This window comes from Algoriphagus jejuensis, from assembly GCF_039523455.1.
Lineage (GTDB): Bacteria > Bacteroidota > Bacteroidia > Cytophagales > Cyclobacteriaceae > Algoriphagus > Algoriphagus jejuensis.
Window position 1 is genome coordinate 100,778 of the sequence record NZ_BAAAFI010000007.1, and the last position, 16,007, is coordinate 116,784.

20 protein-coding genes are annotated in these 16,007 nt (G+C 46.3%); 7 read left to right on the forward strand and 13 right to left on the reverse strand.

Annotated elements, in window-relative coordinates; genetic code table 11:
* Window positions 1-3: 3 nt before the first annotated feature.
* Window positions 4-621, reverse strand: a complete 618-nt coding sequence (locus tag ABD031_RS08305; RefSeq protein WP_343850252.1) for a MarC family protein — start codon at window positions 619-621, stop codon at window positions 4-6.
* Window positions 622-754: 133 nt separating this feature from the next.
* On the opposite strand from ABD031_RS08305, the gene ABD031_RS08310 reads away from it, so the two are divergent.
* The gene (locus ABD031_RS08310; protein WP_343850254.1) at window positions 755-1,093 is read left to right on the forward strand and encodes a nucleotide pyrophosphohydrolase; all 339 of its coding nucleotides are present in this window, start codon (window positions 755-757) and stop codon (window positions 1,091-1,093) included.
* Between the two features lie 27 nt (window positions 1,094-1,120).
* On the opposite strand, the gene ABD031_RS08315 is transcribed toward ABD031_RS08310, so the two are convergent.
* From ABD031_RS08315 to ABD031_RS08335, 5 genes are all read right to left on the reverse strand, one after another.
* On the reverse strand, window positions 1,121-2,599 hold the full coding sequence (locus ABD031_RS08315; RefSeq protein ID WP_343850256.1) for an alpha-amylase: 1,479 nt from the start codon (window positions 2,597-2,599) through the stop codon (window positions 1,121-1,123).
* Window positions 2,600-2,869: 270 nt separating this feature from the next.
* Window positions 2,870-3,331 carry a hypothetical protein gene (locus ABD031_RS08320; protein ID WP_343850258.1) on the reverse strand — a complete coding sequence of 154 codons (462 nt, stop codon included), beginning with the start codon at window positions 3,329-3,331 and terminating at the stop codon, window positions 2,870-2,872.
* A 116-nt stretch (window positions 3,332-3,447) separates the two neighbouring features.
* Complete coding sequence (locus ABD031_RS08325) at window positions 3,448-4,155, reverse strand: 2-phosphosulfolactate phosphatase (RefSeq protein ID WP_343850260.1); 708 nt, start codon at window positions 4,153-4,155, stop codon at window positions 3,448-3,450.
* Window positions 4,155-5,249 (reverse strand): glycine cleavage system aminomethyltransferase GcvT, encoded by a 1,095-nt coding sequence (gene gcvT / locus ABD031_RS08330; RefSeq protein ID WP_343850262.1) that lies wholly within the window; start codon window positions 5,247-5,249, stop codon window positions 4,155-4,157. The genes ABD031_RS08325 and gcvT overlap by 1 nt, the downstream gene beginning before the upstream one ends.
* A 341-nt stretch (window positions 5,250-5,590) precedes the next feature.
* Window positions 5,591-5,917, reverse strand: coding sequence for a HesB/IscA family protein (locus tag ABD031_RS08335; RefSeq protein WP_343850264.1), 327 nt, complete (start codon window positions 5,915-5,917; stop codon window positions 5,591-5,593).
* Between the two features lie 91 nt (window positions 5,918-6,008).
* Between ABD031_RS08335 and mce the strand changes: the two genes are divergently transcribed.
* Both mce and thiL read left to right on the forward strand, forming a co-directional pair.
* Entirely contained in the window at window positions 6,009-6,407 is a 399-nt protein-coding gene (mce, locus tag ABD031_RS08340; protein WP_343850266.1) for a methylmalonyl-CoA epimerase, read from the forward strand.
* Between the two features lie 163 nt (window positions 6,408-6,570).
* Window positions 6,571-7,599 carry a thiamine-phosphate kinase gene (thiL, locus tag ABD031_RS08345; protein WP_343850268.1) on the forward strand — a complete coding sequence of 343 codons (1,029 nt, stop codon included), beginning with the start codon at window positions 6,571-6,573 and terminating at the stop codon, window positions 7,597-7,599.
* A 106-nt stretch (window positions 7,600-7,705) separates the two neighbouring features.
* Here the strand turns inward: thiL and ABD031_RS08350 are convergent, their stop codons facing one another.
* Window positions 7,706-9,235: a sulfatase family protein gene (locus ABD031_RS08350; protein WP_343850270.1), complete on the reverse strand. Its 1,530-nt coding sequence runs from the start codon at window positions 9,233-9,235 to the stop codon at window positions 7,706-7,708.
* 223 nt (window positions 9,236-9,458) lie between these two features.
* Between ABD031_RS08350 and ABD031_RS08355 the strand changes: the two genes are divergently transcribed.
* Complete coding sequence (locus ABD031_RS08355; protein WP_343850272.1) at window positions 9,459-10,532, forward strand: leishmanolysin-related zinc metalloendopeptidase; 1,074 nt, start codon at window positions 9,459-9,461, stop codon at window positions 10,530-10,532.
* A gap of 51 nt (window positions 10,533-10,583) precedes the next feature.
* Here ABD031_RS08355 and dtd read toward each other — a convergent pair whose 3' ends face one another.
* The 5 genes from dtd to ABD031_RS08380 all read right to left on the reverse strand — a co-directional run bounded on the left by dtd (window position 10,584) and on the right by ABD031_RS08380 (window position 13,580).
* A complete protein-coding gene (dtd, locus tag ABD031_RS08360) occupies window positions 10,584-11,036 on the reverse strand; it encodes a D-aminoacyl-tRNA deacylase (RefSeq protein WP_343850274.1) in 453 nt (150 codons plus the stop codon).
* A complete protein-coding gene (locus tag ABD031_RS08365; protein ID WP_343850277.1) occupies window positions 11,033-11,752 on the reverse strand; it encodes an NAD-dependent epimerase/dehydratase family protein in 720 nt (239 codons plus the stop codon). The genes dtd and ABD031_RS08365 overlap by 4 nt, the downstream gene beginning before the upstream one ends.
* A 96-nt stretch (window positions 11,753-11,848) precedes the next feature.
* Window positions 11,849-12,472, reverse strand: coding sequence for a thioredoxin family protein (locus tag ABD031_RS08370; RefSeq protein WP_343850279.1), 624 nt, complete (start codon window positions 12,470-12,472; stop codon window positions 11,849-11,851).
* A gap of 171 nt (window positions 12,473-12,643) precedes the next feature.
* Complete coding sequence (locus tag ABD031_RS08375; RefSeq protein ID WP_343850281.1) at window positions 12,644-13,054, reverse strand: YkvA family protein; 411 nt, start codon at window positions 13,052-13,054, stop codon at window positions 12,644-12,646.
* Window positions 13,055-13,058: 4 nt separating this feature from the next.
* Window positions 13,059-13,580 carry a DUF7935 family protein gene (locus ABD031_RS08380; protein ID WP_343850283.1) on the reverse strand — a complete coding sequence of 174 codons (522 nt, stop codon included), beginning with the start codon at window positions 13,578-13,580 and terminating at the stop codon, window positions 13,059-13,061.
* Window positions 13,581-13,693: 113 nt separating this feature from the next.
* Here ABD031_RS08380 and ABD031_RS08385 point away from each other — a divergent pair, with 113 nt between their 5' ends.
* The 3 genes from ABD031_RS08385 (at window position 13,694) to ABD031_RS08395 (ending at window position 15,191) form a co-directional block, all read left to right on the forward strand.
* Entirely contained in the window at window positions 13,694-14,008 is a 315-nt protein-coding gene (locus tag ABD031_RS08385) for a HesB/IscA family protein (RefSeq protein WP_343850285.1), read from the forward strand.
* Window positions 14,009-14,042: 34 nt separating this feature from the next.
* On the forward strand, window positions 14,043-14,537 hold the full coding sequence (locus tag ABD031_RS08390) for a DUF6265 family protein (RefSeq protein ID WP_343850287.1): 495 nt from the start codon (window positions 14,043-14,045) through the stop codon (window positions 14,535-14,537).
* Between the two features lie 156 nt (window positions 14,538-14,693).
* A complete protein-coding gene (locus ABD031_RS08395; RefSeq protein ID WP_343850289.1) occupies window positions 14,694-15,191 on the forward strand; it encodes a DUF4136 domain-containing protein in 498 nt (165 codons plus the stop codon).
* A 352-nt stretch (window positions 15,192-15,543) separates the two neighbouring features.
* Here the strand turns inward: ABD031_RS08395 and ABD031_RS08400 are convergent, their stop codons facing one another.
* Window positions 15,544-15,999, reverse strand: coding sequence for a DUF4268 domain-containing protein (locus ABD031_RS08400; RefSeq protein WP_343850291.1), 456 nt, complete (start codon window positions 15,997-15,999; stop codon window positions 15,544-15,546).
* Window positions 16,000-16,007 lie beyond the last annotated feature (8 nt).

Consider the following 16,007-nt stretch of genomic DNA (forward strand, 5'->3'; position numbering starts at 1 on the left):
AAATCATAGATCAAAAGAAACCTTGATCCCTTCTATAATCATGGTGGTGCCGATGATGGCAATGATCAAACCCATAATTTTACCGATCACGGTGATGACGTTTTTGCCAATACGAAGAACTAATTTGTCACCCAACAGAAATGCCCAATGCGTCAAAACACACATGAACGCAAAGACCGCAATCACAATAGCCATTCGGGGGTAGCTGCCAGACGACACGAAATTCATCGCGGTGACGATAGTGCCGGGGCCTGCCAAAATCGGGATGGCAAGCGGTGAGACTGCGATATTTTCATCAAAGGCGGTAACCTTTAGGTGCTCGACGCTGGATTTTTTGGATTGGAGCATTTCGAAGCCCACGAAGAAAATCAAGATTCCTCCGGCGATTTTGAATGCCGGAATCGTTATTCCGAAGAGGAGAAAGATCGATTTTCCCAACAAAACAAACAGGAAAACAATCACAAACGCAATCGCAGTGGCTTTTCGGCTGATTTTCCGTTTTGTTTCTTTGTCGGCATTTTCTACCAAGGAGGCAAAAATCGGAACATTTGCGATGGGATTCATAATCGCAAAAAATCCCGTAAAAACGGAAAGCGTAAAGGCGATAAGTTCGTTTTGCAAGAGTTTGGTGTGTTAGAAAATCGGAGGTTCTGAATTGATAATTTGTAAGTTTAAAACGGAATATCCTCCAATCCTTTGATCAGAGGCATAATTCTGCTTTCACGAAATTGACAAAAACCAGCAACAACCTCAAATGAAATCCGAAATCACCCTATCCGAAGCCCAAGCTCAGGTCGATCAATGGATCAAAACCGTCGGGGTCCGCTATTTCAACGAGCTCACCAACATGGCCATCCTGATGGAGGAAGTGGGCGAACTCGCGCGGATTATGTCGCGAACCTACGGCGAGCAGTCCTTCAAAGAGTCCGACAAAGGCCGGGATTTGGGTGACGAAATGGCCGACGTCCTTTGGGTATTGATGTGCCTGGCCAATCAGACGGGGGTGGATCTGACCGAAGCTTTGAAGAAGAATCTGGAAAAGAAGAATATCCGCGATATAGACCGACATCGGGACAACGAAAAACTAAAATAGCCAGCCTTTTGGGCTAGCTATCATTTTCTAATTCACCTCTGTCCAAACCGAAACTGAACCGGGTGCACAGTGAAACTCTGCCCAGCCGGATTCATTTACCCAAATTTCATCGGGAATTTTGCCGAGCATGTCTTTAAAGCTTCGACCCGCGTAGCGGGCACCTATTTCCATCGAAATCGTCGCTCCATCGGCATTTGACAGGACGACTGCGCAGCCGCTGTGATTCTCATCTCCCTCACGCGTCCAGCCCAATACATTGGGGCTGTCGAAATAATCTCGCTGAATACCATAGGCGAAGTCCTTGCGAGCATATAGCAGATTCTCCAGCTCGTCCACGTGATTGAGGAAGATCTCGTAATCCTGTCCATCTTCACCCTTATCCCAATAGCTCGCTCCAAACAAATCAGGATAGAAAACGCAGGGATATCCATCTTTGCGAAGCAAAATCAAAGCATAGGCCAGCGGCTTAAACCAAGCCTCCACAGGTGCTTCAAGCGCCTGCATTGGCTGAGTATCATGGTTATCCACGACGGTTACCGCGAGGTCTGGTCTTTGCACCAGCAGGGTGTTGTCAAAGATTGTCCGTAGATCATATGCGCTTCCGGCATTAGAGGCACGGTGTAAATTCTCCTGCAAGGCTGAATCAAACAAACTCATGCAACCTTCGGTGGCATCGATGTACCTAGTGAGTAGCTCGACCTGTCCCGGAGCCCAGTATTCGCCCACCGCGAAAATCTCCTTACCTGTCTTTTCTCTGACGAAGTACACCAATTCTTTAAAAAAGTCGGGAGAGATATGCTTGACAGCGTCCAGTCTCATGCCATCATAGTAGGTCAGCTCGTGAAGCCACAGCGTATGCTTGAGCAGTTCTTCACGGACGGCAGGATTTCTAACCTCAATGTCGCAATACATCAAGAAATCATAGTTCCCTTTTTCGTCGTCGATGACTGTATCCCAATCATTTCCATGCTCATTCATCAAATTGTAGATCCCTCCTTCCTGATTTCGATGGTCATAATCGACTCCACTGAAGCAGCGATAATCCCAAATGAAATCCGAATATTGGCCATTTCTTCCGGGAAAAGTAAATCGGGTAAACGCCTCTATGTCGTACGGCTCGGAGATGTTTTCCAGTCGGTTTTCTTCATTGACCTTGACTGCTTGGATGATTTCTGATTCATCGCCACCAGCCTTGTGATTGAACACCAAATCCACGATGACCTGAACTCCCCGATCATGAAGTGCCTGCGTCGCTTCGATGAATTCGTCCTTGGTGCCATACTTTGTTCTTACCGATCCTTTTTGGTCAAATTCACCGAGATCGAACAAATCATAGGCATCATATCCATTGCTCATCCCGCCCATTTCACCTTTGGATGCGGGGGGCAACCATACACTGGTAATGCCGAGATAGCCGAGATATTCTGCCTTTTCTTTTACTTCTTTCCAGATGGTGTCTTCAGGGGAATACCAGTGGAAAAATTGAAACATTGTTCCGTTTTTCATACTAAAAATCGCTTGGTTTTTTGGTTTAGCTTATCGGTAAACGCTAAAATCGTTTGATGGTTTGATCAAAAAATAAACTAATCTCTATAAAAATAATCAACTCGATAACTAAAAATAGTTTATCATCTAAGTTTCGACATAATTGAGCGGATATTGTAATAGAAAAGGCTTAGGGCGAAGGCCAAATCAGCTGGGCTATGTTTGCAGCAGAAATTCTTTGCGGTGTTATTCGAAAAAAATCGGCTGGCGTAAAGGTCAGAATCAAAAAGATCAGTCCTCAAAGGGTACTTCTCTGGAAAAGCTCATAATCTCCAATCCCAAGATATTGTACCTCATAGATCCACTGGTAAACAACTGATCGTTTTCTTCTCTGATGCCGGTATATATCCACTTTCGACCTAGCAAAAACCCCGAGATATTCGAATCTGAAAGGGTTGGGTCAACTCGTCCGTCGGCCTTCCTTTTCACCAGGACGATGTCCAGCGTATTGACTACTGACATCTTGACCTGCTTCCGCTCCAAAAAATACTCCCCGCCGATTATTTTGCTCGAAGTTTCAGGCTTACTTCGGCCCGCAAGCAACCCTAATAATCCAAACACCAAAAAAGGTGCTGCATAGAGGCGCTGTCTCGCAGGCAGATTCCGAAGCCCTATTTTAAAAACCTTGAAAAAGAAATAGACAAAGCCGACTAACAAAATCAAGTTGAGAATACTCCAAAAAAGATCGAACATTGATACATCGTTAAAAATGACTACCGAAAATACAAAACACTCGAAATTCACCACGCAAACGAGCAGGTTTGAAGGGTGAACCTCAATAATAAAACGGGGAATTTTTTAGACCGCGCCTATGCTTCCACCAAAAAACCTCTCGCATCCGCTTTCACCACGATCTCATAAAGATCCAAGGTTAAGCAAAAGTCAATATCCGACTCGATCCCGTGATTTTGAAGCCGCTTGGCATGTGATGCCTGAGACAAAAAACCTTTGAGGTTGTGACCCTCTTTTTCAAAAAGTGACCCCATTGCCAGCGCTCCGTCTTCCTCCGCCCGGTGTGTGGATTCCAGCGCTTTGACCAAAGCTCCGGCATAGAGCGAATCCTCCAGATTAAAATGCCCCTTCCATCCGGCGCAATGAATCAGGAGATCATTGTCCTGAGCCTGAATGTAGGAAACCGTGGCTTCGAGATTTGGAAAAGCACCAATCAGAATCTGCTCAGCACCTCTGGATTTGTCGATTGCCTGAGTTCCATTAGTGGTCGTCATGGCCAAAGAACGTCCAGAGAATTCACCCTTAAGGTAAGCGACGGGCGAATTACCCATCTCAAAACCTGGCGCAGTAATCCCATTTCGCTCCCCTCCGATCAGGAAACCTTTTTCCTGCATCTGTTGGCAGCTTTCCAAATCCGGAAAAGGAAGAATCTCTTTCACACCATTTGCAATCGCCGCAACCATTGTGGAAGTGGCGCGAAAAATGTCCACCACGACCACGATTTTGCCTGTCAACTCATGCAGATGAATCAGCTCAGGGCTGAAGCAAATCTCAACGTGTCTCATTAAGCTTTCAAGAGTGGAAGTTTCTCGACCTGAGCTTTCAGGTTTTTGTTTCTGACTTGGATAAAAATCTCCGTTCCGGGCTTGCTGAATTCGGTCTTCACATAGCCCATCCCGATTCCAACTCCCATGCTTGGAGAATGGGTACCGGAAGTCACCTCACCAATCACTTCTCCAGCGGCATCGACGATTGGGTAATGTCCTCTTGGAATACCCCGTTCCTGCATCACAAAACCGACCAGCTTGCGGGTAACGCCAGCTTCTTTTTGAGCTTTCAAGGACTCAGAATTGGTAAAGTCTTTGGTGAATTTGGTGATCCAGCCGAGACCCGCTTCGATCGGCGAAGTGGTATCCGTGATGTCATTGCCGTAGAGGCAATAGCCCATTTCCAACCTCAATGTATCTCTTGCTCCTAGGCCGATTGGCTTGATATCAAAGTCTTTTCCAGCCTCGAAAATGGCCTTCCAAACGTGCTCAGCGTCTGCATTTTTCACATAGATCTCAAATCCACCAGCCCCGGTATACCCAGTACCGGAGATGATGACATCCTGCACGCCCGCAAAATCGCCGACGGTGAAATGGTAAAACTTAACCTCGGAGAGATTGACTGAAGTCAGCGATTGAACTGCCTCGATTGCCTTGGGGCCTTGGATGGCAAAAAGTGAATATTGGTCAGACACGTTCGTCAGCTCCGCTCCCATCGTATTAGAATTGCTCACCCAAGCCCAGTCCTTGTCAATGTTGGATGCATTGACGACCAGCATGTACTTTTCCTCCCCAAACTTGTAGACGATCAGATCATCCACAATTCCGCCTGTCTCGTTGGGAAAGCAAGAGTACTGTGCCTGACCAACGACCAACTTGGACGCATCGTTGGAAGTTACTTTTTGGATTAGGTTGAGTGCCTCAGGGCCCTCCACCATGAACTCGCCCATGTGGGAAACATCAAAAACTCCAACTCCATTTCTCACACAGAGATGCTCTTCGTTGTCGGAACTATAGCGCACAGGCATATTGAATCCGGCGAATGGCACCATCTTTCCACCAAGGGAAATGTGCAGGTCATTAAGAGGGACATTTTTGATTTGGGCTTCCATATTCGGGTAGTTTTTATAGGTCGCAAAGGTAAGGATTGGTCGCAATTTAGGAGAGAGATTTTAGTTTTTTTGGCAGTGTGAAGCTCCCCCCTCTTTCGATCCACCAGGTTTTTGAGGCCTGTCAGAACTTACTTACCCAATTCAGGATTCTAAAAAGATCTGTGAAAAAACGCTGCGAATTGAGGGTTCAAAAAAAGGGACGAAAAGAATAAGCCAACGCCAGCTTCTGGAGAAGCAAGACAACCGCGTTGCGCAACAACCTCTGCCCTCTCGGTGGTGAAAAAGTTTACAAAAAAAAGCAACCTATCAGGCTGCTTTCTAGAGTTCCAAAATGACTGGAGTTATACAGAGAAGCTTTCCCCGCATCCGCAAGTACGGCTAGCATTGGGATTGATAAACTGGAAACCTTTGCCATTCAGTCCATCGGAAAATTCGAGAACCGTCCCAGCCAAATACAGCAGGCTCTTGCGATCCACCAGAATTTTCACCCCCTTGTCTTCAAATACATGATCGGTCTCGACCACCTTGTCATCGAAGCCCAAGTCGTACATCAATCCGGAGCAGCCTCCACCTTTGACGGAGACGCGAATATTTTCATTTTCGGTGCGGCCTTCCTCTTGTCTGAGTTCGAGAATTCTCTCTTTGGCCTTATCAGAAACGACTATCATAAATTTTACCTTTACTTTAGATGGAGTGAAGATAAGACTGCAACAGGCTTTCTTCGAAAAAGATTCAGCCACAAAGATACAAAATAAAGGGATGAGGAAAATCGAACACATCGGAATAGCTGTCGCAGACCTTGAAAAATCAAACGCACTTTTTGAAAAGCTTTTGGGAAAAGCGAATTTCAAAACTGAAACTGTGGAAGGTGAAGGTGTCGAAACCAGCTTTTTCCAAGTTGGAGAAACCAAGATCGAACTCCTGCAAGCCACGCGTCCCGACAGTCCGATTGCCAAGTATTTGGAGAAAAAATCAGAAGGCGTACACCACATTGCCTTCGACGTCGAGGACATCCACGCCGAAGTCGGCAGACTGAAAGAAGCCGGCTTCGAAATCCTGAATGAAACACCAAAACAAGGCGCCGACAATAAATTAGTGGTATTTTTGCATCCCCGAAGCACGAACGGCGTGCTGGTCGAGTTGTGCCAAGGTGAGTAGGGAGTTTTCAGTGATCAGTAGGCAGACTGTAATGGTCTAAAACATAGTTACATTCTATTGACCAGTGAAAACAAGTAGTGTTGTCAGGCTGAGCGGAGTCGAAGCACTGACAATACTTTGAGCAACGGCTCGTAAATCGTACATCAAAAAATCGTAAATCAAAATGCCTGAAAATAGAACAGAAATCAGTGAATTGGGTGAGTTTGGCCTGATCGAACGTCTCAACCAAGATGTCATCCTCAGAAATCCCTCTACCCTCAAAGGAATCGGCGACGATGCTGCGGTGATTGAAGCCGGAGATCACGTCAAAGTCGTGACTACAGATTTGCTGATCGAGGGCGTTCATTTTGATCTTTCCTATGCGCCTTTGACCCACGTCGGGTTCAAGGCTGTGGCCGTGAATGTTTCGGACATTGCCGCGATGAACGCCATTCCAACTCAAATCACGGTAAGCATCGCGTTGTCCAATCGTTTTTCGGTCGAGGCAGTCGAGGATCTATATGCGGGAATCAACGCAGCTTGTGAGCATTATGGTGTCGACTTGGTCGGTGGTGACACCACCGCCTCAAGAGGTGGATTGGTGATCTCGGTCACGGCCATTGGCGAAGCACAAAAAGACCAAGTTTCCTACCGGTCCGGAGCCAAAGTCAACGACATCCTCTGCGTCACAGGCGACTTGGGCTCAGCTTTGATCGGTTTGCAAATCCTGGAAAGGGAAAAGCAAGTCTACCTGGCAAATCCAGACATGAAACCTGACCTGGAAAAATATGACGTAGTGACGGGCCGACAGCTGAAACCAGATGCGCGGATGGATATCATCCACGAACTGAGAGAAATGGACATCGTACCCACGAGCATGATGGACGTTTCTGACGGTTTGGCTTCCGAGATCTTCCACATCTGCAAAGCATCCAATGTTGGCGCATTAATCTACGAAGACAAACTTCCGATCGACAAGCAGACCTTTGACACGGCCGTTGAACTCAATCTCGATCCGATCACCTGCGTGCTCAACGGGGGTGAGGATTACGAATTGCTCTTTACGATTGATCAAAAAGATTTTGCGAAGCTGGAAAAACACCCCGACATCCACTTCATTGGCCACATGACCAAAGCGGAAGAAGGGAAGTTTCTGGTCACAAAAAGCGGAACGGCTGTACAGTTGAAAGCACAGGGCTGGAAGCATTTTTGATAAAATTACAGCCAAATTCACTCTTGAAGAATTCTTGATTTCAAATGCCACAGTTGCGCAGAAAAATCTGTACATCTGTGGCATAGTTTTTTTAACACCAACCCCCTCAAAAGTCCCGATTGATCATCAAATAGTCTTTCGGCCGGAGGCTGTCCCTTGGATCATAGAGGTAATTCCACTGCGTCATATAGGCATCTGCTGGCAGAAACTCATCTTTCGTTTTGCGGAGCTTCGCCTGTAGCATGGCTTCCAGTTCCTTCTGCAAGTCTGCGTGGGCGGGATCGTTGACCAGATTCTTCATCTGATAGGGATCAGTCTGATTGTCATACAGCAACCATGGCCCTTTCAAATCCTTGACGTAAGTATAGCGAACCGTGCGAATCCCACGGTATTCGCGGCCACCATTCAGGAATTTCCACTCGTGAAAAGGCACAATTAACTCAATCAAAGCAGCATGATTGCCTAGGTCTCGGCCAGGAACAAGGTCTTTAGAAAAATCTTCTCCCTCGACCGATTTGGGAATTTTGATTCCACTCAAGCCCAACAGCGTAGGCAGGAGATCGGGCGTTCCGATGGGGTTTTCGACGATGCCTGGTTTTAGTTTAGCTGGGTATCTCATCAGCATAGGGACTTTAATCGCTTCATCCCAGGGCCGCTGTTTTTTCAAAGCTCCCTTTGACATCAGCATATCGCCGTGCTCCGAGGTGAAGACAAAGATCGTATTGTCGGCAATCCCCGCCAGCTCAATAGCTTCGAGTAAATCCCCAATAGCATGATCCAAGGCCGTGGCATGCGCATAATATCCCGCGAGCACCCGCCGCGCACTGTCTTGAAATTCCACCGCTACGTTTGGTCTGAGCACCAGTTTTTTGGCAACGTATAGTGCTTGGTATTCTTTAGGAGCAGAAAAATACGGGTCATGAGGAGGCCCATAGGACAAGACCAAAACGAAGGGATTTTTCTTGTTTCTGGAAATAAATGAAATCGCGCTATCGGTCTGCGGAAAAGCATCGTAGCCCGACCAGGTTTGCTTCCTGTTTTCCTCGTCGAAATAGTAGCTGTTGTTATAGTCGTGTGTGACCTCTCTAACTTTCCAATAATCAAAACCCTGCCGGCGTTCTTTGGGCACCGGAAGATTTCTTCCGGCAGATGAATTCTCGCCTCGGGCATGTCCGTTAAGATGCCACTTTCCGATGTATCCAGTTTGGTAACCTGCTTCTTTGTAAATCTTGCCCAAAGTCACAGCTTTGGTTGCCAATGGCTTGTCGTTGTAAAATATCCCATGAGTAAGAGGATACTGCCCCGTCAAGAAACTCGCACGCCAGGGAGCACAGACGGCCATGGTCGCGACGGCATTTTGGAAAATGAGGCTTTGCGCCGAAAGCTTGTCCAGATTCGGAGTGATGATCTGCGTATTACTGGCATAGCCGATCTCCTGCGCACGCCACTGATCTGCGAGGACGAAGACGAGATTGGGTTTAGAATCAGGTATGCGATCAGTTAAAATTGGTGCTGTCGAAGCGGTGGATTCGCTTCCGATTAAAGACGAAACATCGATTTCAACTTGATACATGTACCCCGCGAGCAACAATAGCCCTCCAAAAAATATTAGAATAGGACGTTTAAAATCAGGCATAGATCGAAAATTTAGGACTTGAAATACCCTAAAAATAGGCAGAAGGAATCGACAGGCATCCTTTCCTATCCGTGCCAACGCTCCGCCGAACTTTTGTACTAAGTTCTTTTTTTTATTTGACAATTTTTCCGTTTTTCAGTTGACAATTTTTACGAGAGTCTTTCTATCTTATTCGGAATTACGTTTTTCAATACCTTTTTATTTTCAATTCAATTATTTTATCATGAGATCAAATTTCTACAAAACCGGGGAAAGTCTTTTTTCTCCCCGAAACCAAAACAACGTCATCAAGCTTGGAGCAGCGATCCTGGCAGGGGCATTGACGATGAGCGCCTGTACAGATCCAACGAGCCTGGAGCCGATTCCTGTGGATGTCACTACGCATGTGGAAGAGGAGCTCACTCTTCAGACGAGCGACAAATTGTTAACCCTTGAAGGACGCTTGGATGACGATTTTGCTCCGACCGTCAACGATCGGCGTGCGACGAAAAAGGGCGGGCCAGACAGGGGGAGATTCAACATCACTCTGAAATTCATCACTCCAGTGACAGACCGACAGCTTCAGGTTTTCGACGAGGCCGCAGGTCGATGGGAGCGAATCATCATCGGGGACGTCCCGTCAATCACCGGCACAATACCTTCTGCATTTGTTGGATTACCTCCTGTAGCACACAATGAAACGATCGATGATATCATCATCGAAGTGGCGATCGCTGCCATCGATGGCCCAGGTCAGATCTTGGGACAGGCAGGGCCAACATTTATCAGAGATGTTGACAATCTGCCGGTATCCGGAGTGATGTTTTTTGATGTGGATGATTTAGCGCTACTGGATGAATATGAACTCTTCGATGATGTGATTGTCCACGAAATGGGTCACGTGCTTGGGGTGGGAACGTTATGGAATGTCAATCGAACGCTCCGGGAATTTAACCCACAGGGAGCGCCGTTTTTCAACGGAAAATTAGCCAATTTACTCTGGTGGTTTGAAGGAGGAAGAAATCTATTGCCTATCGAGGATCAAGGCGGGCCCGGCACGGCACTTTCGCACTGGAAAGAGTCTATCCTAGACAATGAGTTGATGACCGGGTATATTAATCTGGGGATCAATCCACTGAGTAGAATTACTTCAGCCTCGGTAAGGGATCTGGGATACCTCGCCATCCCAACCGGTGAAAAGTACGACCTGCCGCGCAATACACCCGGGGTAGAGAACTATAGAATAAATACAGGTGGAGTCGATATCGAAAACGGGGAGATACTACTTGCGCCGATTGGTGTGATAGTTACCAAATAATAAAATAGGTATTACGCGACCAGGCCGGTCTAGCATTGCTAGGCCGGTTTTTTATACCCTATTCTTCGAATCCATCACGATAGTCACCGGGCCGTCATTGATCAGGCTGACTTTCATATCGGCTCCAAACACACCCGTTCCGATGGGTTTGCCTATTTCTGCTTCCAAAGTGGTGATCATTTTTTCGTACAACGGAACCGAAATATCCGGCTTGGCCGCTCGGATGTAAGATGGGCGATTTCCCTTTTTAGTGCTTGCGTGAAGAGTAAATTGCGAAATCAGCAATATTTCGCCTCCCACTTCCAACACACTCCGGTTCATCACGTCGTTTTCATCCGGAAAAATCCGCAAGTTTACGATCTTTTTGGACAGCCAGTCGATGTCATCTTGGCCATCGGCTTCTTCGATCCCGAGCAAAATCATCAGACCAACACCGATTTGGGCTTTGACTTTTCCGTCGATTTTCACGAAAGATTCTGAAACACGCTGGATGACTACGATCATTGGCTGAAGTCTTGCATTTGTCCGGAAGTGATAACTTCAACCGGGATGGATTTGGGTTGATTCGCCGTCCTCACCATCGCTTTGGCAACTTGGTAATCATAGATTGGTCGGATGCTTTTGGCCAGTTTCAGCCAGACCAGGGGCTTCGTCAGGATGGTCGCTACCTGCTCTCCAAGTCTGAATTCATTCCTATTCCCAAGAAGCAAGGATGGCTGAAAAATTCCCAAATAGCCAAACTGAAGCAATTTGAGATCCTCTTCAGTTTCTCCTTTGACTTTATTGTAGAAGATCGCCGACGAAGGATCGGCACTCATCGAAGAGACATAGAGAAATTTTGAAGCTCCGAGTTTCCTTGCCCAATTGGCGAAAGCAATGACCAAATCATGGTCAACCGTATAAAAATTCTCTTTGGATCCAGCTGTTTTGATCGTAGTACCCAAACTCGAAAACGAATGGATTTCGGCGGTTTTCTCCAAAATGGCACTGAGAAAGCGATGATACTCCCCGCTAAGCGATTGTTCGCTGACCTTTTGTTCCCAGTCCCAAGACGCAATCTTTGCAAGGTCGCCTTCTATCTGAATCAATTTTCTGTCTTTCAGCGCAAGCTTTCGTCTACCAACACTCAACACGAGATCATATTCTGTACTTCGCAAAAGCTGGTGCAGCAGCTGCATTCCCACCAAACCTGATGTTCCGGAAATCAAAGCGATTTTCATGTGTTTGTAGTTAGCTTTAAAAGGTTTTCTTGATAACGATCGGGAGGAATTTCGCTCAATTGAATCGGGCAGCACTCCGCGCAATCAGACTCAATTTCATACGATCAATGTTGATTGAATCAAAGGAATCAGCTCCTGTTCCAAATCATGATTCCTATTTCTGGCATACCACAGGTGAACTTCGGTGGAGTAGTCTTGATAGGATAAGCCTTTGGCGTCATGTTTGTATTCCTTCAGCCTTGTGATCAAATAGTCGGGTTTTGGCCCCCAGATGAATAACTCACAGGTCAAATCTGCCGTCATAGAGATTAGCTTGGGAATCGATCGGGCCCCGTTGGTGAGGTATTCGTCCATCACCTCGGGGTATTCGTCCCGCATGAGAATACGAAAATCAATAACCGGATTCAGATCAGCCACCGCCGCCAAAAAGGGAATCGACTGTGCGCCGTCTCCGCACCATGCTTCCGTGATCACCGTCCAGACTTGCGGTTCGGAAATAGATTGAACCAATGCTGTCATTTCGGTTGATATTTTCAGTGTTTTGTCCCAGCGCTTCATCCGCTGATGGTTGAGGCGGGTGTACTCCAGGTAGGCTTCACTTTGATTGGCTCCGGTCGTCTTGCCCTCGGCAACCAACTTCTCCGTCAGGATTCTAAACTCAGGATAAGTCAGCCCTTTTTTGAGGATATCATGGGTAATTGGCCCCAGCACATGTTCCATATTTCTATTTTTTTGCTCGTATCCAAAATCTTCCTGCAAACGCAATTTGCGTCTCTACAACACTACGGTAATTTTTAATGACGATTATTTTTTTAGGCAAAATTAGATCTTCTTTTCTCCCTTAGTCGACTCTGAAAAGAATCTTATCGCGTCCGACAAAAGTATGACGGCTCAGATTTTACTTTGCTCCCATTCCAAGAAACCCTCTACCTCATCTTTGACCTTGGCATACACCGCCAAGACGATGGAAAGGTCATCCGCAAAGCCAAAAAAGCCCAGAAAATCCGGGATAAAATCAATAGGAGAAACAAAATAAACCATCGCCAATACGATCAGTCCCAAGGTACCAAAAGCAATCTTATACTCACCCTTAAAATGGGCCTTGATCATCCGGATAAAGATCTGCACTGGATTGGTTAGGAGTTTGACCTTTGGGTTTTCAGCGAGTTTGGCCAGCTTACTGCCAGCATTTTGGACCAGCTCCACTACTTTTCGCTCCTGTCGTATGATTGCATCGACTTGCTTTCCAAAAAGCATTTTTGCCTTCTCTATGAGTTCTGTAGTCTTGCTGCTTGATTCCATGAGCTTAGAAATAAAGTTGGATTTCAGATTTTACTTTGCGGAGCGCAAAGGAGACTGCGTCGTTTTTTTGTTCGAGGGAATTGGCGAAAATGGCCTTGGCCAAATCCATACCACTAGCCTCGGCGGAGAGATTTTGCCTGCTGATATTAAGCAGGGTGATCACATCCTCTATCGCACGTCTGACAGCTTCCCAGGTTTCTTCTGAGAAGTAAACTTGCTGGCTGAGGTTGTGATTAAACTCCTCCCGTACCTCCGCCAAAAGCATCGGATGAAGCTCCGCTGCACTTAGCTGACTCGGATTTGATCGTCGCACCAGATTGTTGGGAGTGATTCGTTCCAGCAGCAGACACAAGCGCTCGGCAGCCTGCAGTCTGATCGGCAGTACCACCTGGGTATTTTGGGTTTTTAGATCCACGAGCAGTTTTTCTCTTTCCTTCGAAAGAAAAGAAACGACCACCAAGTACATCCCATACAATACAATACCAGCGGGCAAGATGATTTTTAACAAGTCAAGTAAATAGTCCATTGTATTTTTATAGAATCCGAATATCAGCAATTAGGACTTGTCAAAAAACCGGCCGATTCGATAATTTTGAACCAACTTGCGAACCAAATTCTCAGAAAATTGATTCCCCCGCCATGCTGATTCCCATTTCCATCACCGAGAAAGCCGAGGCTGAAATCAAGCACATCATCGCTAACAAAAACATCCCCGCCGACTATTCGCTGCGCGTCGGCGTCAAAGGTGGTGGCTGCGGAGGGATGTCCTATGCGCTGGGATTTGACAAACCAAAGCCTGAGGATCAACAGTTTGAACTGGACGGAATTCAGGTGTTGATTGAGAAAAAGCACTACATGTTTCTGATGGGAATGCAGATTGATTTCTTCGATGGGGACGAAGCAAGAGGCTTTACTTTTATCAATCCCGACATTCCTAAGCGACACGATCTCTGATTTTTCCTATCTTCATTGCTTTCAGACAGCTCTTATGAAGATCATACTATCATTCGCGATTTTTCTGACAATTAGTCATTTCGCCGGCGCACAGGTTCGCCAACTTGAGGAAAACCAGCCACCCGGAAAAGGTAAGGTCGAAGAGCTCAGCTGGCTCAATGGCTACTGGATGGGGACTGGATTTGGCGGTGAGTGCGAAGAGGTGTGGCTTCCGGCAAAAGACGGACACATGATCGGGACGTTCCGCTTTTGGAATGAGGGAAAGCTGGTTTTCTCCGAATTCATGAACTTCGTCCAAGAGGGAGAAAGCATCTCACTCAAGCTCAAACATTTCAATCCTGATCTCACGGGATGGGAAGAAAAAGAAAAATGGACAACTTTTGAGTTGATCGAGCTCGGCCCGAATACCGCTTGGTTTCATGGGATCACTTACGAGCGAAAAGGCGATGAATTGGTGATCTATCTGGCTCTGACCGAAAACGGCAAAAGGACTATTGAGGAGTTTCGGTTTTTCCGAAAAGGGCTGTAAAAGTTTGATAAAAAGATCGAGCCGTTTCATTCCTAAAAGGCCATCTGAAAAGCAAATCAAAAAACTAGCTACCAACAACTTGACTGATATTTCTTTCAGACAAAAAGTTGATACTATCCGTCAATTGTTTTAGTTTCAACCAAACTTCTTTTATCGATGAAGAACCTTCTTTTAGTGGCTGGATTGCTAGGCTTCCTAGTTTCCTGCAAGAGCTCCGAAAATTTCTCAGTTGATCAGGTTAGTAAGTCATCGGGGTTGGAGGGATTGAGGACCTACCAAGTCATAAGTCAAGATGACGCTCCAAAAAATATCATTCACGTAAACCAGATTTTTGAAAAAAGCTTGATGGACGAAGGGTTTACTCCTGTCTCAGAAAATCCGGACCTGTTAGTTCAGGCGGTCATTTCGTCTGTGCAATTTGAAAAAGAAGTAGTGGGTTTTTCAAGTTCTGTCGGTTTGACGGACAATTCAGCCTACTCTCCTGTGAAAAAGGAAACCGGAGAGTACGGAAAAGTCATTTTCTTGATCCAAGATGCCAAAACGAATGAAGTCCTTTGGATGGGAACAGGCACGGGTATCTTATCCGAAAACGGATTAATCGCAAAAAAAGACATCCAAAACGCCTTGGATAACTTGATCGCAGATCTGAGGTAGGACAAAATAGAACCCACACAGCACTAAGTCAAAAATCGACGTCTTTCAAAGGCTTCGATTTTTTGTGTTAATACGGCATGAATTCAAGGAATCACTCACGAGCAAAATGGCGATGAATTGCTCAGCTTTCTAGCTCTAACCGAAAAAGAGAACGGAGAATCGAATAGATTAAGTTTGACAGCAAAGCGCTGTGATCAGTGTCTAGTGACTAGTCGCAGTCTACAGAAAAAGGAAACAGTCACCTCGACGTTGGGAGAAGTTTCATCATCATTGCGACTCCACTTTTTAAGATTTCTCCCTACGGTCGAAATGATTCTTCGGTAAATCGGCAATGACCACTGAGCACTGAAATCTACTCCTCAAACCCCGGCTTCACCTGATCCCAAAACTCATCCAAAGCGATGATCCTCGGCTTGAGAAAGGAAATGATTTTCGGCCAATCGCCCGACTCCATCACATTGACGCCGGGGAGCACTTTTTCGATCTTGGTGACAGTCTGCCCAAATTCATTCCTGGCGTGAAGCTTCCAATCCCACTCCTCTCCGACGCTCGCGAAGAGCATCTTTTTCATCTGAGCTAGCTGGTCAAAAAACAACTCCTGCATCTCCTCGTCCGCGTGCCCAAGTTCGATACCAATCGAGGCAAAGTCTCGCTCGGCTTTCATCCGAAAATAGATATCCTTGATTCCCGTGCGATAGTTGGGCCAGTTGATCCTCCTACCCTGGGCATTGGGAACTGGCTTCATGTATTGTCCAAAGGTGATCCAAAATTCTGTCCGGACCTTAGAGGCTTCAGCTTTAGTGTACATCGAAAAAT

Bases quoted from the DNA above. Each gene is read 5' to 3' on its own strand.
- ABD031_RS08315 (WP_343850256.1), bottom strand. From the start codon at position 2,599: ATGAAAAACGGAACAATGTTTCAATTTTTCCACTGGTATTCCCCTGAA.
- ABD031_RS08335 (WP_343850264.1), bottom strand. From the start codon at position 5,917: ATGATAGTCGTTTCTGATAAGGCCAAAGAGAGAATTCTCGAACTCAGA.
- ABD031_RS08375 (WP_343850281.1), bottom strand. From the start codon at position 13,054: ATGGAATCAAGCAGCAAGACTACAGAACTCATAGAGAAGGCAAAAATG.
- ABD031_RS08320 (WP_343850258.1), bottom strand. From the start codon at position 3,331: ATGTTCGATCTTTTTTGGAGTATTCTCAACTTGATTTTGTTAGTCGGC.
- ABD031_RS08355 (WP_343850272.1), top strand. From the start codon at position 9,459: ATGAGATCAAATTTCTACAAAACCGGGGAAAGTCTTTTTTCTCCCCGA.
- ABD031_RS08390 (WP_343850287.1), top strand. From the start codon at position 14,043: ATGAAGATCATACTATCATTCGCGATTTTTCTGACAATTAGTCATTTC.
- mce (WP_343850266.1), top strand. From the start codon at position 6,009: ATGAGGAAAATCGAACACATCGGAATAGCTGTCGCAGACCTTGAAAAA.
- ABD031_RS08385 (WP_343850285.1), top strand. From the start codon at position 13,694: ATGCTGATTCCCATTTCCATCACCGAGAAAGCCGAGGCTGAAATCAAG.
- ABD031_RS08365 (WP_343850277.1), bottom strand. From the start codon at position 11,752: ATGAAAATCGCTTTGATTTCCGGAACATCAGGTTTGGTGGGAATGCAG.
- gcvT (WP_343850262.1), bottom strand. From the start codon at position 5,249: ATGGAAGCCCAAATCAAAAATGTCCCTCTTAATGACCTGCACATTTCC.
- ABD031_RS08310 (WP_343850254.1), top strand. From the start codon at position 755: ATGAAATCCGAAATCACCCTATCCGAAGCCCAAGCTCAGGTCGATCAA.
- dtd (WP_343850274.1), bottom strand. From the start codon at position 11,036: ATGATCGTAGTCATCCAGCGTGTTTCAGAATCTTTCGTGAAAATCGAC.
- ABD031_RS08325 (WP_343850260.1), bottom strand. From the start codon at position 4,155: ATGAGACACGTTGAGATTTGCTTCAGCCCTGAGCTGATTCATCTGCAT.
- ABD031_RS08370 (WP_343850279.1), bottom strand. From the start codon at position 12,472: ATGGAACATGTGCTGGGGCCAATTACCCATGATATCCTCAAAAAAGGG.
- ABD031_RS08350 (WP_343850270.1), bottom strand. From the start codon at position 9,235: ATGCCTGATTTTAAACGTCCTATTCTAATATTTTTTGGAGGGCTATTG.
- ABD031_RS08400 (WP_343850291.1), bottom strand. From the start codon at position 15,999: ATGTACACTAAAGCTGAAGCCTCTAAGGTCCGGACAGAATTTTGGATC.
- ABD031_RS08395 (WP_343850289.1), top strand. From the start codon at position 14,694: ATGAAGAACCTTCTTTTAGTGGCTGGATTGCTAGGCTTCCTAGTTTCC.
- thiL (WP_343850268.1), top strand. From the start codon at position 6,571: ATGCCTGAAAATAGAACAGAAATCAGTGAATTGGGTGAGTTTGGCCTG.
- ABD031_RS08380 (WP_343850283.1), bottom strand. From the start codon at position 13,580: ATGGACTATTTACTTGACTTGTTAAAAATCATCTTGCCCGCTGGTATT.